Source organism: Leclercia sp. GHBNCSD, from assembly GCF_055805075.1.
This window is the reverse complement of record NZ_JBQVYO010000001.1, coordinates 2,031,091-2,054,358: the sequence shown is the minus strand read 5'-3', so window position 1 is coordinate 2,054,358 and position 23,268 is coordinate 2,031,091. Positions and strand designations below refer to the sequence as shown.

At 56.6% G+C, this 23,268-nt stretch carries 17 protein-coding genes and 1 pseudogene; 12 read left to right on the top strand and 6 right to left on the bottom strand.

Going from position 1 to position 23,268, the window contains the following annotated elements:
• Positions 1-4: 4 nt before the first annotated feature.
• The 10 genes and pseudogenes from fdxH (at position 5) to ACT3IC_RS09875 (ending at position 16,506) form a co-directional block, all read left to right on the top strand.
• Positions 5-907 carry a formate dehydrogenase subunit beta gene (gene fdxH / locus ACT3IC_RS09920; protein ID WP_103177556.1) on the top strand — a complete coding sequence of 301 codons (903 nt, stop codon included), beginning with the start codon at positions 5-7 and terminating at the stop codon, positions 905-907.
• Positions 904-1,539 carry a formate dehydrogenase cytochrome b556 subunit gene (gene fdoI, locus ACT3IC_RS09915; protein WP_103177557.1) on the top strand — a complete coding sequence of 212 codons (636 nt, stop codon included), beginning with the start codon at positions 904-906 and terminating at the stop codon, positions 1,537-1,539. The genes fdxH and fdoI overlap by 4 nt, the downstream gene beginning before the upstream one ends.
• Positions 1,536-2,465 (top strand): formate dehydrogenase accessory protein FdhE, encoded by a 930-nt coding sequence (gene fdhE / locus ACT3IC_RS09910; RefSeq protein ID WP_156655390.1) that lies wholly within the window; start codon positions 1,536-1,538, stop codon positions 2,463-2,465. The genes fdoI and fdhE overlap by 4 nt, the downstream gene beginning before the upstream one ends.
• A 159-nt stretch (positions 2,466-2,624) precedes the next feature.
• Complete coding sequence (locus ACT3IC_RS09905) at positions 2,625-4,310, top strand: ShlB/FhaC/HecB family hemolysin secretion/activation protein (protein ID WP_159340291.1); 1,686 nt, start codon at positions 2,625-2,627, stop codon at positions 4,308-4,310.
• A gap of 2 nt (positions 4,311-4,312) precedes the next feature.
• Positions 4,313-4,825 carry a toxin-activating lysine-acyltransferase gene (locus ACT3IC_RS09900; RefSeq protein ID WP_159340316.1) on the top strand — a complete coding sequence of 171 codons (513 nt, stop codon included), beginning with the start codon at positions 4,313-4,315 and terminating at the stop codon, positions 4,823-4,825.
• A gap of 19 nt (positions 4,826-4,844) precedes the next feature.
• A complete protein-coding gene (locus tag ACT3IC_RS09895; RefSeq protein WP_473477310.1) occupies positions 4,845-13,376 on the top strand; it encodes a hemagglutinin repeat-containing protein in 8,532 nt (2,843 codons plus the stop codon).
• A 332-nt stretch (positions 13,377-13,708) separates the two neighbouring features.
• The gene (locus ACT3IC_RS09890; protein ID WP_156655394.1) at positions 13,709-14,203 is read left to right on the top strand and encodes a DUF2569 domain-containing protein; all 495 of its coding nucleotides are present in this window, start codon (positions 13,709-13,711) and stop codon (positions 14,201-14,203) included.
• Between the two features lie 63 nt (positions 14,204-14,266).
• Positions 14,267-14,594: pseudogene (locus ACT3IC_RS09885) on the top strand (VENN motif pre-toxin domain-containing protein); the annotation flags it as partial.
• A 238-nt stretch (positions 14,595-14,832) separates the two neighbouring features.
• Positions 14,833-15,783 carry an alpha/beta hydrolase gene (locus ACT3IC_RS09880; protein WP_473477306.1) on the top strand — a complete coding sequence of 317 codons (951 nt, stop codon included), beginning with the start codon at positions 14,833-14,835 and terminating at the stop codon, positions 15,781-15,783.
• Positions 15,784-15,945: 162 nt separating this feature from the next.
• The gene (locus tag ACT3IC_RS09875; protein WP_103177562.1) at positions 15,946-16,506 is read left to right on the top strand and encodes an Ail/Lom family outer membrane beta-barrel protein; all 561 of its coding nucleotides are present in this window, start codon (positions 15,946-15,948) and stop codon (positions 16,504-16,506) included.
• Positions 16,507-16,574: 68 nt separating this feature from the next.
• On the opposite strand, the gene fabY is transcribed toward ACT3IC_RS09875, so the two are convergent.
• The 6 genes from fabY to ACT3IC_RS09845 form a co-directional block, all read right to left on the bottom strand.
• Positions 16,575-17,516, bottom strand: coding sequence for a fatty acid biosynthesis protein FabY (gene fabY, locus ACT3IC_RS09870; protein WP_032615389.1), 942 nt, complete (start codon positions 17,514-17,516; stop codon positions 16,575-16,577).
• Between the two features lie 44 nt (positions 17,517-17,560).
• Positions 17,561-17,998 (bottom strand): D-aminoacyl-tRNA deacylase, encoded by a 438-nt coding sequence (gene dtd / locus ACT3IC_RS09865; RefSeq protein ID WP_103177564.1) that lies wholly within the window; start codon positions 17,996-17,998, stop codon positions 17,561-17,563.
• The gene (locus ACT3IC_RS09860) at positions 17,995-18,876 is read right to left on the bottom strand and encodes a virulence factor BrkB family protein (protein ID WP_114316354.1); all 882 of its coding nucleotides are present in this window, start codon (positions 18,874-18,876) and stop codon (positions 17,995-17,997) included. Before ACT3IC_RS09860 ends, dtd begins: the two co-directional genes overlap by 4 nt.
• Positions 18,870-19,469, bottom strand: a complete 600-nt coding sequence (yihX, locus tag ACT3IC_RS09855) for a glucose-1-phosphatase (RefSeq protein ID WP_180210423.1) — start codon at positions 19,467-19,469, stop codon at positions 18,870-18,872. The genes ACT3IC_RS09860 and yihX overlap by 7 nt, the downstream gene beginning before the upstream one ends.
• Before the next feature lie 119 nt (positions 19,470-19,588).
• Entirely contained in the window at positions 19,589-20,389 is an 801-nt protein-coding gene (locus ACT3IC_RS09850) for a DeoR/GlpR family DNA-binding transcription regulator (RefSeq protein WP_156655399.1), read from the bottom strand.
• Between the two features lie 34 nt (positions 20,390-20,423).
• A complete protein-coding gene (locus ACT3IC_RS09845) occupies positions 20,424-21,320 on the bottom strand; it encodes a sugar kinase (protein WP_156655400.1) in 897 nt (298 codons plus the stop codon).
• A 155-nt stretch (positions 21,321-21,475) separates the two neighbouring features.
• Here ACT3IC_RS09845 and yihU point away from each other — a divergent pair, with 155 nt between their 5' ends.
• Both yihU and yihT read left to right on the top strand, forming a co-directional pair.
• Positions 21,476-22,366 (top strand): sulfolactaldehyde 3-reductase, encoded by an 891-nt coding sequence (yihU, locus tag ACT3IC_RS09840; RefSeq protein ID WP_159340287.1) that lies wholly within the window; start codon positions 21,476-21,478, stop codon positions 22,364-22,366.
• A 17-nt stretch (positions 22,367-22,383) separates the two neighbouring features.
• Entirely contained in the window at positions 22,384-23,259 is an 876-nt protein-coding gene (gene yihT / locus ACT3IC_RS09835) for a sulfofructosephosphate aldolase (protein ID WP_180210425.1), read from the top strand.
• Positions 23,260-23,268 lie beyond the last annotated feature (9 nt).

Here is a 23,268-nt window from a genome sequence, read left to right as displayed (position 1 = left end):
ACTTATGGCTTATCAATCGCAAGACATCATTCGTCGTTCCGCGACTAACGGGTTCACCCCCGCGCCCCAGGCGCGGGACCACCAGCAGGAAGTGGCGAAGCTTATCGACGTAACCACCTGTATCGGCTGTAAAGCCTGTCAGGTGGCCTGTTCAGAGTGGAACGACATCCGTGACGAAGTGGGTCACAACGTCGGGGTTTATGATAACCCCGCCGACCTGACCGCCAAGTCCTGGACGGTAATGCGCTTCTCGGAAGTGGAGCAGAACGACAAACTGGAGTGGCTGATCCGCAAAGATGGCTGTATGCACTGTGCGGATCCGGGCTGCCTTAAGGCGTGTCCGTCGGAAGGAGCGATCATTCAGTATGCCAACGGCATCGTCGACTTCCAGTCCGAGCAGTGCATCGGCTGCGGCTACTGCATCGCCGGCTGCCCGTTCGACGTGCCGCGCATGAACCCGGAAGACAACCGCGTCTACAAATGCACGCTGTGCGTTGACCGCGTGAACGTCGGCCAGGAGCCGGCGTGCGTGAAGACCTGCCCGACCGGCGCTATCCACTTTGGCTCCAAAGAGGATATGAAAACCCTGGCGGGTGAGCGCGTAGCCGAGCTGAAAACCCGCGGCTACGACAACGCGGGCCTGTACGATCCGGCCGGTGTTGGCGGCACGCACGTCATGTACGTGCTGCACCACGCCGACAAGCCGAATCTGTACCATGGCCTGCCGGAGAACCCGGAGATCAGCGCCACCGTGAAGTTCTGGAAAGGTATCTGGAAGCCGCTGGCAGCGGTGGGCTTTGCTGCCACCTTCGCCGCGAGCATCTTCCACTACGTGGGTGTCGGTCCGAACCGTGCGGAAGAGGAAGAGGACAACCTGGATGAAGAGAAAGACGAGGTGCGCAAATGAAAAGACGTGACACCATCGTGCGCTACACGGCGCCGGAACGTATCAACCACTGGGTCACCGCCTTCTGCTTCATGCTGGCGGCGATAAGCGGGCTGGGGTTCTTCTTCCCCTCCTTCAACTGGCTGATGCAGATCCTGGGTACGCCGCAGCTGGCGCGCATCCTGCACCCGTTCGTGGGTGTGGTGATGTTTGCCTCGTTCATCATCATGTTTTTCCGTTACTGGCACCATAACCTAATCAATCGGGATGATATCTTTTGGGCGAAGAATATTCGTAAGATCGTCGTCAACGAGGAAGTGGGTGACACCGGGCGTTATAACTTCGGCCAGAAGTGCGTATTCTGGGCGGCGATTATCTTCCTGGTCCTGTTGCTGGTGAGCGGCGTGATCATCTGGCGTCCGTACTTTGCGCCTGCTTTCTCAATCCCGGTAATCCGATTTGCGTTAATGCTGCATTCATTTGCCGCAGTGGCGTTAATTGTGGTTATCATGGTGCATATCTACGCCGCCCTCTGGGTGAAAGGCACCATTACCGCGATGGTGGAGGGCTGGGTTACCAAAACGTGGGCGAAGAAACATCACCCGCGCTGGTACCGCGAAGTCCGAAAGACAACGGAAAAGAAAACTGAATGAGTATTCGCATAATCCCGCAAGATGAGCTGGGTTCGAGCGAGAAACGCACGGCGGAAGTGATTCCGCCGTTACTGTTCCCCAGACTAAAAAACCTCTACAACCGCCGCGCGGAACGCCTGCGTGAGCTGGCTGAGAGCAACCCGCTTGGCGACTATCTGCGCTTTGCGGCGCTGATCGCCCACGCCCAGGAAGTGGTGCTGTACGACCATCCGCTGCAGATGGACCTGACCGCGCGCATTAAAGAGGCGAACGAGCAGGGCAAACCGCCGCTGGATATCCACGTTCTGCCGCGCGACAAGCACTGGCATAAGCTGCTGCATTCGCTTATTGCCGAACTGAAGCCTGAGATGAGCGGCCCGGCGCTGGCGGTGATCGAGAATCTTGAGAAAGCCTCCGAGCAGGAGCTGGAGCAGATGGCGAGCGCGCTGTTTGCCTCTGATTTTGCCTCGGTCAGCAGCGATAAAGCCCCGTTCATCTGGGCTGCCCTGTCGCTCTACTGGGCGCAAATGGCGAGCCTCATCCCGGGTAAAGCCCGCGCTGAATATGGTGAAGCCCGCCAGTTCTGCCCGGTGTGCGGTTCGATGCCGGTCTCCAGCATGGTGCAAATTGGGACCACTCAGGGGTTGCGCTACCTGCACTGCAACCTGTGTGAAACCGAGTGGCACGTGGTGCGCGTGAAGTGCAGCAACTGTGAACAGACCCGCGATCTGCACTACTGGTCGCTGGAAAATGAACAGTCCGCGGTGAAAGCCGAGAGCTGCGGCGATTGCGGCACCTACCTGAAGATTTTGTATCAGGAAAAAGACCCGAAAGTGGAGGCCGTCGCCGACGATCTTGCCACGCTGATACTGGACGCCAAAATGGAGCAGGAGGGCTTTGCCCGCAGCTCTATTAACCCGTTCCTGTTCCCGGGTGAAGGGGAGTAATCTCCTGTGAGAGTGCCGGGCGGCGCAAGCTTGCCCGGCCTACAGTACGTGCACGCTGCATTTTAGGATTCTGTTTACCTTCTCTGTATAGATAATCCGCCTCTCCTTCTTCACTATTGCCCCCCTAAAAAATTACATTTTGTAAGGGATGGTATCGAAATGGAACTTCGACGCCTGGCGACGTGCATACCGATTTTCCTCAACAGCGCTTTATTCTGCCTTACGACGGCTACTAACGCTGCGCCAGGGGATGGGCAGTTTATCCTTCAGCAGCAACGCCAGCAGGTGCTGGAAGCGCAACTGAACCCACCTGTGCCGGATGTCCGGCTTGCCACTACCGTGGAAGACGGCGCAAGCGCAGCGTTTCCTGACGAATCTCCCTGTTTCGTTATCCATGATGTCACGCTTACCGGTCAGGAAGCCCTACCGCCCTGGTTGCTATTGCAGCGCCTCGCCGATCGTGCGGTCGGCAGATGCCTGGGCGCACACGGCATTAATCAGCTGATGAGTTCGCTTCAGAACCGGCTGATATCTCACGGCTGGACGACCGCACGCGTGCTGGCTCCTGGACAGGATATTAAAAATGGTCATTTAAAGCTGGCCGTTATCCCGGGAACCATTCGGCACGTCACCTTTACCGATGACAGCAGCCGCTGGCTTTGGCTCTATAGCGCCTTTCCGGCTCATGACGGCAATTTGCTGGATCTGCGGGACATTGAGCAAGGGCTGGAAAATCTGCAGCGCCTGCCCACCGTGCAGGTGGAGATGGAGATTGTTCCCGCCGAGCAACCTGGCGAGAGTGATATCATTATCTCCCGCCAGCAGAGCAAATTCTGGCGGCTTGGTCTGTCGTTGGATGACGCAGGTTCGACGTCAACCGGGCGCTATCAGGGGGGACTCACCCTCTCACTGGATAACCCGCTGGCGTTGAGCGATCTGTTCTGGTTTTCCGTTAACCACGATCTGCAAACCGGGCCGGAAAAAGGTAACCAGAACCTTAGCGCCCACTGGTCTGTTCCGGTGGGCTGGTGGGCCTTTTCTCTTACCGGCAGCGATTATCACTATCACCAGACGGTGGCCGGGCTGAGCGACGATTACCGTTATAGCGGTAAGAGCCAGAGTCTGGTGGCGCAACTCAGCCGGGTTCTGCACCGCAGCAGCGCGCAAAAAACCTCATTCACCTGGGACGTCGAGAGTCGTACGACGCGTAACTACATCAGCGACACAGAAATTGAAGTTCAACGCCGACACGTCTCCTCATGGAAAGCCGGGCTCCAGCATCGCCACTACCTTGGCCCGGCAACGCTGGATGCCGGAATAAGCTATCAACGCGGTACTCGCTGGTTTGGCGCTCAGCCAGCGCCAGAAGAGATGTTCGGTGAAGCCACGGCGCTAAGCCGCATTCTGCGTACCGATGCACGTCTGAGTCTGCCGTTTGCGCTGGTCAACCAGCGTTTCCGTTACGACATTGCATGGCAGCGTCAGACCAGTAATACGCCGCTCACCACGCAGGATCAGTTCTCTATCGGCGGTCGCTGGACCGTCCGCGGTTTCGATGGGGAACGCACGCTAAATGCCGATCGCGGCTGGCTGGTGCGTAACGATCTCTCTTGGCAGATCCCTCTTCCGGACACCGAATTCTATCTGGCTGCCGATTACGGCGAAGTGGCAGGCAAAGGAACGGAATACCTGACCGGAAACCACCTCGCCGGGGGGGCCACCGGGCTGCGCGGCACACTGTGGAAAGTGGGCTTTGACATGTTTGCCGGCGTTCCGTTCTCTCGTCCAGAAGGCTTTAAAACCAGCCCCGCCACCTTCGGCTTTAACCTGAATATGGCGTTATGACGATGCGCTACGGTGAATTTACGGTCCACTGCCCGCTGGTGCTGGGCAATACCCTTAATGAAGCGGAAGCCTTTGGCGCATCGGTCTGGCTTTGGATGCACTCTTTCAACCACCGGGATGCTCCGCTGCACGTGCTGCCCGTTGTCCTTCTACCGGTTATCAAACGTCAGCAGTACGTGCTGGTGGAAAAGGAAGGCCGCCCGATCTTTTTTCTGAGCTGGGCATGGATGAACGAAGAGGCTGAACATCGCTATCTCAACGACGCGACGGTTGTCCTGCCGGAAGCCGACTGGTGCAACGGGGATCGGTTGTGGTTTCGCGACTTTATCGCCCCCTTTGGCCATACGGAAGCCCTGTTCCGCCTGTTGCGCGAGGAGATTTTCCCGCATCAGATTGGCCGCTCGCTATGGCATCGCGGCGGTGAAAAGGGGCGTCGTATCAGAACCTTTTATGGCAAACGGGTGACGCGCGACACGCTGCTGGACTGGAAAAAGACGCATCCGCTGCACGGATAAAAAATAAAAGGATTTTCACATGAACAAACTTCTTTACCGTATCGTCTTCAACAAAGCGCGCGGCATGCTGATGGTGGTATCGGAGCTTGCCCGTGGCTGTTCCGGCAGCGCGCCCTCTTCCGGGATTTCGCATAACCACCAGTGCCTTATCTGCCGTATAGGTGCGATTAGCCTCGGTCTGTGGCTGGCAAGCGGTGCGATAGCGGTACAGGCGGCCGGGATTGTGGCAGATCAATCAGCGCCGAATAAACAGCAGGCGACCATCATCAGCACCGCCAATGGTACACCGCAGGTGAATATCCAGACGCCATCTCCAGGAGGCGTCTCCAGGAATACTTATAGCCAGTTCGACGTTGGCCAGAACGGGGTCATCCTTAACAACTCTCATAAAAATACCGCTACTCAGCTTGGCGGAATGGTCGCTGCCAACCCATGGCTGGCCAAAGGCGAGGCGAAAATTATCCTCAACGAGGTTAACGCTCGCAATCCAAGCCAGCTTAACGGCTTTATCGAAGTGGCAGGCCAAAAAGCGGACGTGGTCATCGCCAGCCCGTCGGGCATTACCTGTAATGGCTGTGGATTTATCAATGCCGGACGCGCCACGCTCACCACCGGTACCGCGCAGATGCAGAACGGAAAGATAACCGGCTATCAGGTTGAGCAAGGTGAAATTCACATTAACGGCAACGGGCTGGATTCAACCGGCCAGAACCACACCGATATTATTGGTCGTGCGGTGAAGGTAAACGCCGCCATTCATGCTCAGGATTTACGTGTGACAACCGGGCGTAACCGCGTCGATGCTGCTCATGAACAGATCGACGCGCTCGCGGATAACGGCACGGCAAAACCCAGCCTGGCGCTGGATGTCTCGCAAGTGGGCGGCATGTACGCGGGGAAAATTCGCCTTCGCGGGACGGAAAAAGGCGTCGGCGTACGTAATGCGGGCAACATCGGCGCAGAAGCCGGAATGGTCACCCTCTCCGCCGATGGACAAATCCAGAACAGCGGCGCCGTCTGGTCTTCAGAAGATATTGCCATCTCTGGCACCGCCGAGGTGCAGAACAGCGGATCTATCGCCGCTCAGCATAATGTCAGCCTCACAGGCAAAACGATTACCAACACCGGTACCTTGGCCGCAGGCGTTCAGCCAGACGGCACAATGGGCAGCGGTGGAGATCTGATGCTCAGCGCCAGCGGTAAGCTAGAACTGCACGGACAGAATCTGGCCGGTGGTAACCTGAACGCCTCCGGCCAAGGTTTGGACGCTTCCGGCAGCCTGACGCAGGCGAAAAACATTACCCTCAACTCTGGACAAGGCGATCTAAGTACCGCCAGCGCACAGATTGTGGCGGATGACACGCTTAGCGCCATAACGCCCGGCACCCACGATAACCGCAGCGGCCTGCTGGCTGCCGGGAAACTCACGCTTACGGCGAAAGCGTTACTGAACCAGAAAGGTCAGATCAGCCAGAGCGGGACAGAGGCGCTGGCACTCAACCAACAGGGCGGAATCGATAACCGCGACGGCATGATTGCCGCCAATGCCGCGATAACTGTGAATACCGCCTCGCTGGATAACCGTAAAGGCCACATTCTGGCGGCTGAGATGGGCAGTCTTTCATTGCAGACAACCGGCGGAGTGGATAACCACGAGGGCGTGCTGGCTGCCGCGCAAAACGTCAGCGTGACGACAGACACATTGCGCAATGACGACGGGCTTATCAGTGCTGAAAACGGCCACATCGCACTCACCAGTAAAAACCAGGTAACGAACGTCGGCGGGCAAATCGCTGCCCGCAGCACCCTGGCCCTCGACAGCGGCGCACTGAATAACGACGAAGGGCTTATCCAGTCCGGCGCAGGAATGGCCATCAATACTCACGGTAGCCGCCTTTCAAACAAAAATACCCTCGCCACGGGGGGCATCGTCAGTGTTGGTGAGCTGAATATTCACGCCAGCGCCATCGATAACCAGCTCGGCGCCATCCACGCAGGGGGAGCACTGAACGCCAGTACCGAAACGCTGGACAACACGCAGGGAGTGCTGGTCTCTGGCGATAACGCGCGTCTGGAAACGGCCGGGATCGTCAATCAGCAAGGGACTCTGGTTGCTCAACGCGATCTCAGCCTTACGGCGCAACGGCTGGATAACGACAGCGGCGGGCTGGTGCAGAGCGGTGGCGATCTCACGCTAAACAGTGAACATATCAGCAACCGCGACAGCGGGGACGCGGGCGGGATCGTCAGTCAGGGAAATATGTCGATCACCACAAACGACCTGCAAAACAATACCGGGGTCGTGCTGGCAGGAAAAGGGGCGACGGTGAACGCCGCCCGCTTCAGCAATATCGCTGGCAAGCTGGTCGCACTGGAGGCGCTGAAGCTCGCAACACAAAGCGATACGGATAACCGCGAGGGGATTATTCAGGGCACAGGCATCTCCCTTGATACGCACGGCCATCTGCTGAATAACCAGCAGGGCACGCTCTATAGCCTGGCGGCGATGCAGCTGGCAACGGGTGAGCTGAACAACCAGAACGGCACACTCGGGGCGAAGGGCGACGTTACGCTGAAGGCAACTTCGCTGGACAACCGTACCGGTGGGCGCGTGGTAAGCGAACAGGCGATCGCGTTGGATCTTGAGCGTGTGGATAACCAGCAGGGTGAGATACAGTCTCTCGGCAACCTGATGGTTAACGCCGTATCCGGGCTTATCGACAACACCCTGGGGCTGATGCGCAGCGGCGCTACGGTGACGCTTCACGCCGCTTCCCTGGTTAACCGCAACACCCAGGCGGCGGAGAAAGGTATAGAGGGGCTGGAGATAAAAATCGTCAGCCAGCAGCTCGATAACACCCAAGGAACGGTGCTTTCCGGCGATACGCTGGATATTGCTAACGCCGGAACCCTTGATAATACCCAGGGCGAACTGTCTGCCGCAGGGGAACTGTCGCTGAGCGGTGCGGCTCTGCGCCTTGTCAACACTGGCGGCGTGACGTTAGCCGGTGAGAAGGCCACCATTGACGCGGAGGAGCTGACGGGAGATGGGCGATTGCTTTCGCTCGGGGAGATGACCATCAACACGCGTCAGGCCTTTGACAACCAGGGGGATGTCATCGCCAATGATAATCTCACCTTTACCACGCTGGGCAGCGTGACCAACAGCGGCAACCTGCTGGCAGGTGAGAAGCTTAACTTCAGCGCCGCCAGCCTGCTGAATACCACGACTGGTGAGATTGCCGCTGGCGCGACGTGGCTTACGGTCACCGCTGATCTCAACAATTACGGCCTTATCGACGGTAGCCAGACGTGGCTTAAAGCAGGCACGCTGACCAACGCCGGAACGGGTCGCATCTATGGCGATCATCTTTCACTCCAGGCGGCCACGCTAAACAACCTCGCGCAAGGTGAAAAAGCGGCAACCATCGCCGGTCGTCAACGCGTGGACATCGGTGCGGACACAATCAACAACCGCGACCACGCGCTTATCTACAGCGATGGCGCGCTGGCTATCGGCGGTCAGGTGAACGAAAACGGCTTTGCCACCGGCCAGGCACGCACGTTGAACAACCACAGCGCGACCATTGAATCTGCTGGCGATATGATCCTTTCTGTCAGCCAGCTCAATAACATCAACGATCATTTCAGTACCGAAATGCAGTGGATCTCCACCGAGCAGATGCACGAGTACCAGCATAAGGGATCGCCTGACCGCTGGGACGCCAGCACTGAAGGCGTGTTTGTCGACCGCAACTCTGCTGACAAGCTGTTGAACCTCAACACGCCGGATGATACCGGGGCCAATAATGACAACTTTTACGAGTACAACTATACCCGCACCATTGAAGAGGAGGTGATTGTAGAGAGCGACCCGGGCAAGATCCTCTCGGGCGGCCAGATGGTCATCAGCGCGAACCACGTTCTGAACGACAAAAGCCAGATTGTGGCGGGAGGAACGCTCGGTATCTTCGCCGATACGGTAGATAACGTGATGCCAGAAGGCAGCCGGTGGATCAGCGATGAAGGTTCCGTGACCCACTACAGCCGTAAGTCCAAAAAAGGCGGCGACTCGCAGGGCAAAAGCACCTCAGACTATGTGCCACCCACGGTGATCCAGTCGATTACCCTCTCACCCGGCAGGATGGACGGCAACAGCCAGGCCGAAGGTAGCGGCATGACCCTCTCCCCCGCCACCGCACGCGGGACAGATGCCGTGCTCAATGGAACCGGTGACCTGTCCGTCGGTGTGGATGTGGCCTCGCCGGAATCACCTGCCAGCGATACGTCAGGAAAATGGATCGAAACGCCTGCCAGCGGCGCGGAGAATGGCGTGATCCGCGCGATCGCTCCCGATACACGTCTGCCGGATACCAGCCTGTTCAACACCCTACCGGCGCCGGAGGCCCATTATCTGATTGAAACCGATCCGCGATTCACAAACAATAAAATGTGGCTGGGTAGCGACTACATGCAGGACGCATTCGCGCTGAACCATGACAACATGCACAAACGTCTGGGTGACGGTTACTACGAACAGCGGCTGGTTCGTGAGCAGATTATTGCCCTGACAGGCGGCCGTTACCTGGGCGATCACCGTGACGACGAAACACAATTCAGAGCGCTGATGGATGCAGGCATTGCCTTCGGCAAGGCGCATCAGCTCATACCTGGCGTGGCGCTCACTGCCGAACAGATGAGCCTGCTGACAGAAGATATGGTGTGGCTGGTCAATACCCGCGTGCAGCTTGCAGATGGAAGCTGGCAGACGGTAATGGTGCCGCAGGTGTATGTTCGCGTACAGCCGGGCGACGTTAACGGTTCTGGCGCGCTGATGGGTGGCCAGAACGTAGTGATGAACCTGAACCGCGATCTGGTGAACAGCGGTACGCTTCATGGCCGGGAGGTGGTACAGCTTAGCGCAGACATGCTTACCAACCGCGCCGGCACGATTCAGGGAGCGGACGTCAGCCTGCTGGCCCGCACGGATATCAACAATATCGGCGGTACGATTTCCGGCCACAATTCAGTGCTGGCGACTGCCGGACGTGATATCAACCTCACTACCACCACCCGCAGCGCAGAAAGCACGACCGGTAAAAACAGCTTTGAGCGCACCACTATTGAGCGCGTGGCGGGTATCTACGTGCAGGGGGATGACGGCAAGCTGGTGCTAAACGCGGGGCAGGATCTCAACCTGACCGCCGCGCAGGTCGTTAACAGCGGCAGCGACGGCCAGACGATACTTAACGCCGGACGCGATCTGAACCTTGCCACCGTGACCACCTCAGCCAGCGATAACCTGACGTGGGATAAAGATAACTGGCTGAAGCAGGCCGCCCTGCAGCAGGTGGGCAGTGAGGTGGCGGGCGAAGGCTCGCTCCTGATGATGGCCGGACGCGACGTTAACGCCGAAGCAGCCTCCGTCGAGGCGGGCAAAAGCCTCGGCGTCAGCGCAGGTCGCGACATTTCTATCGTGGCCGCCACCGATCGCAGCGAATTCGAGTCGCACCATAAATCCACCAGCAGTAGCAGCGCATTCTCTAAAAAAACCATTACTACCCACGATGTGGTGAACAGCGAGACAGCGCAGGGCTCCCTCTTCAGCGGCGACAGCGTAACCATGCAGGCAGGACGTGACCTGCTCGTTCAGGGCAGCGATGTTGTCGGGGATAACGATCTCCGCCTCTCGGCGCAGAACAACCTGACCATTACCACAGCGGAAGAGCGCAGCCAGGAGAGCCATCAGCGGCAGGAGAAAAGGTCCGGCTTCTCCGGTACGGGCGGCATCGGCTTTAGCTACGGCAGCAACACCCTGAAGGTGACGGATGATGCGCAGGATGTATCTCACCGGGGCAGCACAATCGGCTCGGTTAATGGCGACGTCACGCTGACTGCCGGTAATGCGCTTCAGGTGAACGGCTCCGATCTGGTTGCCGGTCACGACATGACGCTGGCAGGTAAAGAGGTGCGCATCGTCGCTGCCACGGAGAGCAGCAGCCAGACCCATACGGTCGAGCAAAAATCCTCAGGCCTGACGCTGGCCCTGTCCGGCAGCGCGGGCAGTGCGCTCGACAGCGCCGTACGTACAACGACACGCGCCAGCGAAGCCGACAGCGGTCGTCTGGCGGCCCTCCAGGCAGTGAAAGCGGGGCTTTATGGTGTGCAGACGTCACAGGCGTTACGCCTGGACCAGGCCACCGGCGACCAGAAAGGCAACGATAACACCGTGGGCATCAGCCTTTCTTACGGTGCTCAGTCATCGAAAACGACTCAGCCCCGTGAACAGACGCACGCCAGCGGAAGCAGCCTGACCGCCGGGAACAACCTCACCGTGGTAGCCACCGACGGCGATGTGCTGGTACAGGGCAGCAGCCTTGCGGCAGAGAACGACATGCTGATTCAGGCCAGCCGCGACGTAAACCTTATCTCCGCACAAAACACCTCCCGGCTCGACGGTAAAAATGAGAGCCACGGCGGCAGCGCGGGGATGGGTATTGGCTATGGCTCCGGCGGTGCGGGCATTAATTTCTCTGCTGGCCTCAATGCCGGTAAAGGTAAGGAGAAAGGCAATTCCACCACTTACACCGAAACCACGCTGAACACCGGGAATAATCTCGTGATTGTGAGCGGGCGCGACACCACCCTGAGAGGCGCACAAGCCAGCGGGGAACACATAGTGGCGGACGTTGGCCGCAATCTTACCCTGCAAAGCCAGCAGGACACCGACAGCTATAACAGCACTCAGAAGGGCATCAACGCAGGCGGCAACTTCAGCCTCGGGACGATGACCGGCTCGGGTGGCATCAGCGCCAGTCGCGATAAAATGGACAGCGATTACAAATCAGTGCAGGAGCAGACCGGGCTCTTCGCGGGTGACGGCGGCTTTGATATCCGCACGGGCGGCCACACCCAGCTGGATGGCGCCGTTATTGCCTCCACCGCGGCAGCTGAAAACAACCGCCTCGACACCGGGACCCTGGGCTGGCGGGATATCCGCAACCACGCGGAGTATTCGGTTGAGCATCAGAGCGCGGGCTTCAGTTCGGGCGGGGCCAGCATCGGCGGCCAGTTCACCGGCAATATGGCCAGCAACCTGCTGGCCGGCATTAACAACCATGACAGCGCCGAAGGCACCACCCGCTCCGCCGTCGCGCAGGGCGATATCATCATCCGCGACCCGGCCAGCCAGAAGCAGAATACCGCCCGCCTCTCCCGCGACACGGCGAATGCCAACGATACCGTCGATGTTATCTTCGACAAAGCGCGCGAGCAGCGCAGGCTCGACGAGGCGCAGCTTATCAGCGATATCGGCAGTCAGATGTCGGACATTGCCCGCACCGAAGGCCAGATTGCGCAGCAAAAAGCCATGAAGGACCCCGCCGCCCTGCGTGCCGCCGAAGAGCAGCTCAGGGCCGGAGGCAACGCCAGCCCGACGCCGGAGGAGATTGCGGAACAGGCGGGCCGCACGGCGATGGCGGAGTACGGCACCGGCAGCGACATCCAGCGGGCCATCCAGGCCGCCACCGCCGCCGTGAAGGGTGCGGCTGGCGGAGATATAGCGGGTGCGCTGGCCGGGGCAGCTGCGCCGTACGTGGCGGAGGTTATCGGGCACCGTTCCGGGCTGGAAGACGGTATGGAAAAAGCCGCGGCCCACGCGGTGGCGAATGCCGCCCTCGCCGCCATGCAGGGGCAGAGCGCCCTGGCGGGCGCAGCAGGTGCCGTGGCCGGGGAGCTGGCAGGTTCGATTGCGAAGGAGATGTACGGGAAGGAGGTGGCTGAGCTGAGTGAAAGCCAGAAACAGACCATCAGCAGCCTGGCGACCATCGCGGCGGCTATTGCGGGCGGCCTGGCGGGTGACGGTACGGCTGCGGCAGTGGCCGGGGCGCAGAGCGGGAAGACGGTGGTTGAGAATAATTCGCTGGCGCATGTCCTGGCGGCTATAGAGGCCAACAAGCCGGGAACCGTTGATTCATGGACAAAAGAGCAGCAGGAGCAAATCAGGGAAGCGTGCAGTGGTGGAACACCGGTGTCGTGTGAAACAGCGGTAGCTGCAATGGGAAGTGCAATGGCGTGGCCGCTATTGCCGGGAGCCGCAGCTACGACCAGCCTGATTGGGGCCGGTGCCAATGCAGGCGTGGGCATGCTGATTAATCATGAAATAAATCCGAATGACGTCATTCTGGGTTACTGGACTGGTGCATTGACAGCCGGAACAGGCTTGTGGGGCACTATGGCAGTAAATGCAGGCAGCGGAGCGACGTCCAGTTACCTGAAAGAAGATGATCCGTTAATTGGTGGAGCAATGAGCGGTATGGCTTCCGGGCTGGGTTATGGTGCCGGTAAGGTGCTTCAGGGGCAACTCGATAAGTTTATTAACCCAAACTGGAAAAACTGGGGATGGGTTGATGTTGGCATGGGTATATCCAAACCTTTGCCGTTAGATCCGTTGCCAGGAGTTGCAGGAAATATATTCGGTTCCGGGACAACTGAATTTTCAAATGACCAGGCCGGAAAATGGATTAATGTTCATTCGGAGGCGCAGAAATGAAAAGTAAAAAAATTAATTGGTTATTTACTTTCTTGTATCTCAACTTAGCTCTTGTGCTAGTTTTTTCCCTATGGTTTATGCTCGTCCAGATTGGGACAGAGTTCTTTTATTCATTGTATTACTCAGTTAATTTTAGCTTTCTAAATATTAACTTTATAAAAGCAATAAAAACTGGCGTATTTTGTGGGGTTCTTTCAGGGTCTGGCTGTTGGTGGATTTATTACCAACGCTACAGGAAAAGTAAAAAAAGATGACATAGCAATCCCCATCCATGTGATGGGGGTACAAAACCAAACATTATCGCCACACCATGAATGAACGAGGGAATAAAAATGGAATGTATAAAATGTAAAATCATAGAAGCAAACAAAACGTCTGGATTGTGTGATGCTTGTGAGAAAGAGGAATTAAGCAAAATTAATGGACTACTGTATCTTCCTGCTTTGGGGCTCATCTTGGGTGTTATTGGTAGTGCTATTGGACTTTACAGCTTCACCATGACTGCATTCAATCATTTTAATGAAATTGGTTTTTTATCTTATTACGCTATGGGAGCATTTTCGTTTCTGATATATGGATTCATTATTTCTCTTTATGCAGCATGGTTGTTTTTTAGACACAAAAAAGGAACTCGAAAAATAATGATCACTTATTATGCAACAGGATTAATTATTGCTCTCTACTTTACTGTATTACCTGCTATTCTTTTTAACGTGCAGCTGAATTCAGATGACATAAGATTATTAGTAAGTGGAATACTTGGTGTGGTTATATGGATGCCTTATTTTATTTTTTCCAAAAGAATTAATATGGTTTTTTGTCGATAACTATATCTAACTTAATGACTTTGTTGTTGAGAATAACTTAATGAAGAAAAGTAAGGATACGCGTACGTGGCGGAGGTCATCGGGCACCGTTCCGGGCTGGAGGACGGCATGGAAAAAGCCGCGGCCCACGCGGTGGCGAATGCCGCCCTCGCCGCCATGCAGGGGCAGAGCGCCCTGGCGGGCGCAGCAGGTGCCGTGGCCGGGGAGCTGGCAGGCTCGATTGCGAAGGAGATGTACGGGAAGGAGGTGGCTGAGCTGAGTGAAAGCCAGAAGCAGACCATCAGCAGCCTGGCAACCATCGCGGCGGGTATTGCGGGCGGCCTGGCGGGTGACGGTACGGCGGTGGCCGGGGCGCAGGGCGGGAAGACGGTAGTTGAGAATAATTCGCTGGCGCATGTGCTGGCAGCGATAGAGGCCAACAAGCCGGGAACGGTTGATTCCTGGACAAAAGAGCAGCAGGAGCAAATCAGGGAAGCGTGCAGTGGGAACGCACCTGTATCCTGTGAAACCGTTGTATTCGCATTTGCGAGCCGCTTTCCAGATTCTAATCCTCATCACAATCCTCTGTTTTCATCTGCATAAAACCAGGCTATAACGCTGTGTATCCATACAGGAAAAGGGAGGCATCTATGGCACTGGAAAAAGGTATTAATAAACTGGTTCAGGAGTTTATCGCCGCAGGGCGACCTTCTTCTCGTCGCCAGAATATTGATGACCGGAGAGCGGGTTACGTTGCCAGTACGGTGCTTGCCGGAGAGAAAGAAACCCGTGTACAGGTGACAAAGCTTGAACTCGACGGAATTATTTTTCGCATATTCTCACCGCTCAATGCACCCGCAACGCTGCCTGCCGTTATCTATTATCATGGGGGTTGTTTTGTTAGTGGCGGCTTCGATACGCATGATAACCAGCTGCGTCAGCTGGCGTATTACGGCAACTGCCGGGTCATTGCGGTGCAATACCGGCTCGCACCAGAGCACACCTTTCCGGCTGCTCACGATGACGCTGAGAAAGGGGCAAACGTGCTCTGGCAAAACGCCGAACGGTTGGGGGTGGATAAAAACCGTATCACCCTTTGCGGAGACAGCGCGGGCGGACACCTGGCCCTGGTCACTGCGCTGCGGCTCAAAACCACGGGTTTGTGGCAGCCTGCACAGCTGATTCTTATCTATCCTATGCTCGACGCAACGGCCTGTTTTGAAAGCTACACCCGCAATGGTTCGGACTACGTGATTACCCGCGACACGCTACTCAGCGGTTACGACATGTATCTTCTTCATACCGAGCGCCAACATCCTGAAGCCAGCCCATTGTGGCGGGACGATTTTTATGGCCTGCCGAAAACTCATATCATTACCGCCGAATATGACCCATTGTGCGACGAAGGCGAAGCCTTGCATCATCACCTGATCGATCAAGGGGTGAACTCTACCTGTCAACGCTGGTCTGGCGTGATCCACGGCTTCTTTCAACTGGGTGGGATTAGCCAGGCGGCCCGGGATGTTATTCAGGATATAGCCTGGCGAGCGAGTACCGCAGCAGGGTCTCTGCATGGTGAGCAGACAAAGAAAACGAATTAAGAAATCCCACATTGGTGATAAAGCAATTAAGGTTTGCACCCGCAAAGCTAGCAACGCAAAATAAATCGCCCAAGGCAGTGTGATAAAGGGAAAATAATCTTCACGCTCCCCTCTTACCATCATTATTAAATATTTAGTTTCTTTGATTAATGGATTACATCAATGAATAAAAGCGCTCTGGTAATTTTACTGGCTGCCTCTCTGACCAGCAGCCTGGCCTTTGCAAATCATCACACCTTTTCTTTAGGCTACGCGCACAGCGACGTAAAAGATTTTGACAACCTGAACGGCGTTAACGTCCAGTATCGCTATGAATTTGATTCACCGATCGGCCTTCTTGGCTCTTTTACCTGGATGAAAACGCACACTAAACAAGATTATTTAGCAACCCGCGACATTGTTCACAATGATATAGACGTAAATTACTACTCTTTGCTGGCAGGACCGGCGTACCGCATTAATGACTATGTTTCACTCTATGCCCTCGGCGGTACCGCATGGGTAAAAGCGTCCGGGAATACCCGCTGGGTGAATTATGGTCATAATGAAGTGCACCATGACGGTATTTCCGAGAGATCAGCGTCTTTCGCCTGGGGAGTGGGAATGGTGATGAACCCGGTCGATAATCTCTCCATTAATCTCGGCTATGAAGGCACAAAAGCCAGTATGGATCGCGACTATTCAATTAATGGTTTTAACGTGGGCATGGGCTATCGTTTTTAAGTCATTAGCCTGACGATATGAAAATGAGAGTTACCTCTTTTACCACCGGTAACTCTCGAACCCGGACACTACTCCTCCTCGTTCCCGCCCTCTTCATACGCGCCATACGGCTTCGCAGGAAGAACGATATAGGTCCCCTCAAACACCGCGCCAGGCGTTTCATCGCCGAACAGTTCGACCTGCATCTGCACACGTGCCTTGCGGCCTCGCGCCAGGCGGTCGAGATCGCCACCCAGGGCACCCAGGTCGGCGACTGCGCTCGGCTTGCCGCTGATTGGCGCGCTGTAGCGAATATGGGCGTCGGCCAGAATGATGGTGCCACCAAGATGGCGCTCGCGCAGCATGAGCCAGATAAGCCCCCAACCGGTGAGCGTCGCCAGCGAGAAGAGGCTGCCGGCAAACAGGGTGTGGTGCGGGTTCTGGTTGCCGATCTCCGGCATGGTGGTGATAAATTTTTGCCCGGTGTACTGCTGAATGCGCACCCCCATCTTTTCGCTCAGGGGGATGTGCTGATACCAGGCCTGCTGTAGCTGTCCACACCAGTCGGCGCGGTGCAGAATATCATCCAGCGAGGCGATGGGTTTGATCATCAAAAAATGACGAATCGGGGTGGTTTGCGGGGTGGTGATTTCGCCCTGGTTTATGAAACCCAGCTTGGCAAAAAACTCTACCGCGTCTTCGCGCGCGCTACAGGTGACGCGCTTAACACCCTCCTGGCGGGCTACGGACTCCAGCGTCATCGCCATTAATGTGCCCAAACCTTTATCCTGTACGGAAGGGTGCACCGCCATAAAGCGGATAGAGGCTTCATTATCGGCATTGATATAGAGCCGCCCAACCGCGACAAGATTGCCCTCTTCATCCATCACCATCTGGTGATGCGCCATCGCGTCCCAGGCGTCGCGTTCCGACCCTTTCGGCTGATGTAATGGCTTACGTAACATCTCCCAGCGGAACTGGTAGTAAAGCGCTAACTCTTCTTCCGTTTGCGGTACTCGAAGGTGATACATAGCTGTACTCTCTCTGGTTACCCGCGGCCATACCGTCAGCTCACTCATATCTGGAGCCAGAAAGTGACAGGGCCATCATTTACCAGCGAAACCTGCATATCCGCAGCGAATCGTCCGGTCTGTGTATGCATCTCTTGCTGGCGGCAACGCTCAACAAAGTATTCATAGAGCGCTTCAGCCCGATCCGGCGCCGCCCCTTTAGAAAAGCTGGGGCGCATGCCGCGCTCGGTATCAGCCGCCAGCGTAAACTGTGACACCACCAGCACGCTGCCACCCGCCTGCTGGACGTTAAGGTTCATCTTGCCATCCGCATCGCTGAAGATGCGGTAACCCAACACGCGTTCACATAAGCGGTTGGCTTTTTGCTCGTCGTCATCCCTTTCGACACCTAACAGGACTAAAAGTCCCGGACCAATTTCACCCGTCACTTCCCCCTCCACGGTGACGCTGGCACGGGTTACGCGCTGAATCAATGCAATCATGGTTGGTCTGCTTCTCGTTGTTTTTCGGCTTCTGCTGCTTTTTTTAGCTCGCGGTATACCCCGAGAGTGACAGTAATTTCCGCGCCAAGCAAGACGATACACCACGTCCAGTAAACCCAGAGGAACAAAATGGGGATCACCGCCAGCACGCCATAAATCAGTTGATAGGAGGGGAACATGGTGATGTAAAGCGCGAATCCTTTCTTGCCCAGTTCAAACAGCAGAGCGGCAACCAGCGCGCCCACCATCGCATCCCGGTTAGGCACGCGCGTCGTAGGCACAATACTGTATAGCAGCCAGAAAGCGAGCCAGGAGAGGAACAGCGGAAAGATCCGCAGCACATCGTCAATCACGCTGTTGAGATCGCTGGCCCAACGCAAAGAGAGCAGATAGGAACTGATCGCCAGACTGGCTCCAGCCAGTAATGGCCCCAGGGTCAGGATCATCCAGTAGACCGCAAACGAGTAAACTTTAGGCCGTGCGCGGGTGCTGCGCCAGATAGTGTTCAGGGCACTATCAATGGCATACATCAGCAACAGCGCAGTGACAATAAGACCCACCGCACCGACCGCCGTCATCTTGCTGGAGTTAGCAACAAACTGCTCAATGTAGTTCTGGATGACATCCCCGGTTGCCGGCATAAAGTTGGCAAAGACAAAATGCCGCAACTGCAGGCTGACATCCGAAAACATCGGAAAGGCGGCGAAAAGCGCAAAGATGACCGCGACCAGCGGCACCAGAGAGAGCAACGACACATAGGCAAGGTTACCTGCCAGCGTGGTCATGTTGTCCTCATCGATGCGGTGCCAGAGAAGTTTTAGCCACGCACGCAGCGGCCTGGTGTGGTGGCTGGCTTTTTGATGAACGTTTTTTAGCATAACTGCTTCGCAAAGTAGTTCGGTATCGTCTCTTTTCCGGTCACCAGAATTGACGTGATACCTGCCTGGTTAGCTCCCTCTATATTATCGACGTTATCGTCAAAAAAGACGGCATCGGCGGCAGAGAATCCTTCCGCCTGCAGAACGGCCTGATAGATGCGCGCCTCCGGCTTACGCATTCCCATCTCCTGAGAGAGATAGATCTTGTCCGCAGCCGCTTTCACTTCGGGATACTCTTCTGGCCAGAAGGTGGTGTGCAGACGATTGGTGTTGGAAAGTACCACCACCCGATGCCCCTGCTCGCGCAGTTTGTGCATGATGGCAATCACTTCAGGGCGGATACCGACAAAGACCGCCTGCCATCCATGGGAAAATTGCTCGTAACTGAGGGGGAGGGCCATCTCATGGCAGAGCTTTTCGGCAAAAACTTCATCCGAAATCTCACCGCGCTCATGCTGATGAAAAGCCTCGCCCATCGTAAAACTTTGTTTAAGCGTCGCCAGCGGCACGCGACTGAAATTACTCCAGGCGCCCAGCACGCGATTGAAGTCGATATCGACAATTACGTTTCCTAAATCAAAGATATAGAGCATTTCTCTCTCCTTGTTTGCCGTGAAAAGTAACTGTAGCGGGAAAGGAGATGTTTGGCTATGCGCCAGCTTCAGCTTAAAGAAAGGAACGGCCCGACGCTCACCGTCGGACCGGAAGAGGGTTAACCCGCCTGCTGTTCGTCGTTTGAATTGACTTCAATGACTTCAACTTTGCTCGATTTAAGGTGCGTTTGTAGCGCGGAGCCGGGTAGCTCGTCAGTAAAGAGCGCCGTCGCCTGCGCCACGTTACCAATTTCAACCGCAGCAGAGGCGTGATATTTCGTATGATCGGCCGCCAGTAAGATATGCCGGGCGTGGGCCATCATGGTTTTCACCACGCTGGCTTCATTGACATCGAACTCCATCATCGCGCCGTCTTGCTCGATCGCGCCGACGCTGGTCACCAGATAATCTGCGCGAAAGCCAGAGATGAACGCCGTGGCGGCAGGCCCGATAATGCCTCCATTGTGCGGGCGCAGCGTGCCGCCGGGGACCATCACCTCAAAACGTGGATTCTTATAAAGAATGTGCGCCACCCGCAGGCTGTTGGTGATGATGCGCAGATGATTATGGTTAAGCAGCGCCCGGGCAACGTGCTCCACGGTCGTCCCGATAGTGATAAAGATGGTTGAGCCATCGGGAATGTAGTCGGCAATGGCTTCGGCTATCGCCCGCTTCTCTTCGGTCATGGAGACTTCGCGCTGCTCGAAGGCGGTGTTAACTACGCTGGATGCCCTGCCCGCGCCGCCATGATGACGCGTAATCAGCCCCTGCTGACTCAGCTTGCGAATATCCCGGCGCACCGTTTGCGTGGAGACATCCAGCAGTTGCGCCAGTTCATCAATGTTCATATAGCCACGGTCGGCAATCAGCGTTAGCAGCTGATCGTGACGCGGGTTGCCGGTCAGTTCGGTAAGGCTCATGGGCTGTCCTCTGAAAACCATCACGCCCCGCATTTTATACAAAAAGTGACAAAAAAGAGCGGGTTTGATCACAGTCAGGTATACCAGCCCGTCCGCCAGGCTTCGTGCATTTCAATGCTGCAACAGCGCTGGCGAAGCGTACCGCTTCCAACGGAGATTGCTTTTGCCCCAGGCCAACCGCCAGCGCACCGTGGAAAACATCCCCCGCCCCGGTGGTATCAACCACCTCTACCTCAAAGCCCGGCTGATGACATAGCGCGCCGTTCTCCAGCCAGAAGCAACCGTCTCGCCCCTGAGTGACATACACATGTCCATTTGTGAGCGTTTGTGCTTTTTTCAGCGCCTCTTCGACTTCCTCCCGCTGCGTTAAACGCCGCAGTCCCGGCGCAGAGAAGGCTGCGTGATCGCTTAAGGTAATCAGCTCCGCGATATCCTGCGGGGTGACATCCGCATCAAGCAGGGTCGGCACACCCTGCTGGCGGGCAAGGGTAAACGCCTCTCTGGCCCCTTCATGCCAGCGCACGTCTGCTAATACGACGTCCCACTGAGAGAAGTCGATTTCATGCAGCCAGTCTGCCGAAGCAGGGAGATCCGGGCTGGGATAGTTGGCAATAATGCGTTCTCCGCCTGCATCCACCAGCACGGCGGACTGGGACGAGCGGGCACCTTTCACGACGCGCGTATAGCGGGTATTCACCCCCAGGGATTCCAGCTCCGTGAGCAATCTTGTCCCGGTATCGTCGTCCCCCACCCGGCCAATAAAATCCACCTTCGCGCCCAGCTTTGCCGCCGCCACCGCCGCGGTTGCTGCCGGGCCGCCGCCCACTTCCGTATAATTTTTTGCGACATATTTCCCACCTTCCTTTGGTAAATCATCGAGATACCAGATGCGATCCAGCACGGTGATGCCAACACAAACGATGCGAGTCATGGTGATTCCTTCTGCGTTTTCTGTTGCGCTCATTTTAATTTCACCAAATGTTTAAAAAGTGACCCATGTCTATTTTTTGACTATAAATTACAAATACGATCAAAAACAGACAACATAAACGCGCAAAAATTGACACGATATGACAGGAGAGAGGCATGTCAGCAATCGCATTTATCGGTTTAGGGCAGATGGGCGCGCCAATGGCGAAGAATCTGTTGAAGCAAGGCCACCAGCTTCATGTCTTTGATGTGAACCCCCAGGCGGTTCAGACGCTGGTTGCAAGCGGTGCCCAGGCAGCAACTACGCCCGCGCAGGCTGCAATGGACGCCGAATTCGTTATCACCATGCTGCCCAACGGTGATCTGGTGCGCAGCGTACTGTTCGGCGAGCACGGCGTGTGCGAAGGGTTATCCCGCAATGCGCTGGTGATCGATATGTCCACCATTCATCCCCTGCAAACCGACGCCCTGATCCGCGACATGGCTGAACGCGGCTTCAGCCTGATGGATGTGCCCGTCGGGCGCACCTCTGACCACGCCATCGCCGGCACGCTGCTCCTGCTGGCAGGCGGTACGGCGCAGCAGGTTGAGCGCGCTACCCCCGTCTTAATGGCGATGGGCAATGAGCTGATTAACGCCGGCGGGCCGGGCATGGGCATCCGCGTGAAGCTCATCAATAACTACATGAGTATCGCCCTGAACGCCCTCTCTGCCGAGGCGGCCGTGCTGTGTGAAGCCCTCGGCCTCTCTTTCGAGGTGGCGCTGAAGGTGATGAGCGGCACCCCTGCGGGCAAAGGCCACTTCACCACCTCCTGGCCGAACAAGGTGCTGAAAGGGGATCTTTCTCCCGCCTTTATGATCGACCTTGCACATAAAGATCTGGGGATCGCCCTGGACGTGGCCAACCAGCTCCACGTTCCGATGCCGCTGGGCGCCGCCTCCCGCGAAGTTTACAACCAGGCCCGCGCCGCCGGGCGTGGGCGCGAAGACTGGACAGCCATTCTCGAACAGGTTCGCGCATCCGCCGGGCTGAAAAAATCACACTGATACGAAAGGACTGAGGAATGACGATGTACACCCTGAAAGATATCACCCGACCTTCCGGCGGTTTTGCCATGCTGGCCGTCGATCAGCGCGAAGCGATGCGCCTGATGTTTGCTGCGGCAGGCGCGCCGGTGCCGGTCACGGACCAGCATCTGACAGATTTTAAGGTCAACGCGGCGAAAATTCTGTCGCCATACGCCTCCGCGATCCTCGTCGACCAGCAGTTCTGCTATCGCCAGATCGTGGAGCAGCAGGCGGTTGCGAAAAGCTGCGCGATGATTGTGGCCGCTGACGAGTTTATTCCGGGGAACGGTATTCCTGTCGACAGCGTGGTGATCGACAAGAATGTCGACGCGCAGGCGGTCAAACGCGATGGCGGCAAGGCGCTGAAGCTGCTGGTGCTGTGGCGCAGCGACGAAGATCCGCAGCAGCGTCTGGAGATGGTGAAGGCGTTCAACACGCTGTGTCACGACAACGGTCTGTTGAGCATTATCGAGCCGGTGGTGCGTCCGCCGCGCCGCGGTGCCGCGTTTAACCGCGAGCAGGCGATTATCGACGCGGCCAAAGAGCTGGGAGACAGCGGTGCCGATCTCTACAAAGTGGAGATGCCGCTGTTTGGCAAAGGCACGCAGCAGGCGCTGCTGGCGGCCTCGCAGAAGCTCAACGAACAGATCAACATGCCCTGGGTCATCCTCTCCTCCGGCGTGGACGACAAGCTCTTCCCGCGCGCCGTAAGCGTGGCGATGCAGGCGGGCGCGTCAGGCTTTTTAGCTGGTCGCGCCGTCTGGTCATCAGTGATTGGCCTGCCGGACACCGGGCTGATGCTCCGCGATATTTCTGTACCAAAACTACAGCGTCTGGGCGAGATCGTCGACGAAATGATGGCCCGCCGTTAAGAGAGGACC

What these genes read in the sequence shown, in the direction of transcription:
- fdxH (WP_103177556.1), top strand. Translation starts at nt 5, where the DNA reads ATGGCTTATCAATCGCAAGACATCATTCGTCGTTCCGCGACTAACGGG.
- fdoI (WP_103177557.1), top strand. Translation starts at nt 904, where the DNA reads ATGAAAAGACGTGACACCATCGTGCGCTACACGGCGCCGGAACGTATC.
- fdhE (WP_156655390.1), top strand. Translation starts at nt 1,536, where the DNA reads ATGAGTATTCGCATAATCCCGCAAGATGAGCTGGGTTCGAGCGAGAAA.
- ACT3IC_RS09905 (WP_159340291.1), top strand. Translation starts at nt 2,625, where the DNA reads ATGGAACTTCGACGCCTGGCGACGTGCATACCGATTTTCCTCAACAGC.
- ACT3IC_RS09900 (WP_159340316.1), top strand. Translation starts at nt 4,313, where the DNA reads ATGCGCTACGGTGAATTTACGGTCCACTGCCCGCTGGTGCTGGGCAAT.
- ACT3IC_RS09895 (WP_473477310.1), top strand. Translation starts at nt 4,845, where the DNA reads ATGAACAAACTTCTTTACCGTATCGTCTTCAACAAAGCGCGCGGCATG.
- ACT3IC_RS09890 (WP_156655394.1), top strand. Translation starts at nt 13,709, where the DNA reads ATGGAATGTATAAAATGTAAAATCATAGAAGCAAACAAAACGTCTGGA.
- ACT3IC_RS09880 (WP_473477306.1), top strand. Translation starts at nt 14,833, where the DNA reads ATGGCACTGGAAAAAGGTATTAATAAACTGGTTCAGGAGTTTATCGCC.
- ACT3IC_RS09875 (WP_103177562.1), top strand. Translation starts at nt 15,946, where the DNA reads ATGAATAAAAGCGCTCTGGTAATTTTACTGGCTGCCTCTCTGACCAGC.
- fabY (WP_032615389.1), bottom strand. Translation starts at nt 17,516, where the DNA reads ATGTATCACCTTCGAGTACCGCAAACGGAAGAAGAGTTAGCGCTTTAC.
- dtd (WP_103177564.1), bottom strand. Translation starts at nt 17,998, where the DNA reads ATGATTGCATTGATTCAGCGCGTAACCCGTGCCAGCGTCACCGTGGAG.
- ACT3IC_RS09860 (WP_114316354.1), bottom strand. Translation starts at nt 18,876, where the DNA reads ATGCTAAAAAACGTTCATCAAAAAGCCAGCCACCACACCAGGCCGCTG.
- yihX (WP_180210423.1), bottom strand. Translation starts at nt 19,469, where the DNA reads ATGCTCTATATCTTTGATTTAGGAAACGTAATTGTCGATATCGACTTC.
- ACT3IC_RS09850 (WP_156655399.1), bottom strand. Translation starts at nt 20,389, where the DNA reads ATGAGCCTTACCGAACTGACCGGCAACCCGCGTCACGATCAGCTGCTA.
- ACT3IC_RS09845 (WP_156655400.1), bottom strand. Translation starts at nt 21,320, where the DNA reads ATGACTCGCATCGTTTGTGTTGGCATCACCGTGCTGGATCGCATCTGG.
- yihU (WP_159340287.1), top strand. Translation starts at nt 21,476, where the DNA reads ATGTCAGCAATCGCATTTATCGGTTTAGGGCAGATGGGCGCGCCAATG.
- yihT (WP_180210425.1), top strand. Translation starts at nt 22,384, where the DNA reads ATGACGATGTACACCCTGAAAGATATCACCCGACCTTCCGGCGGTTTT.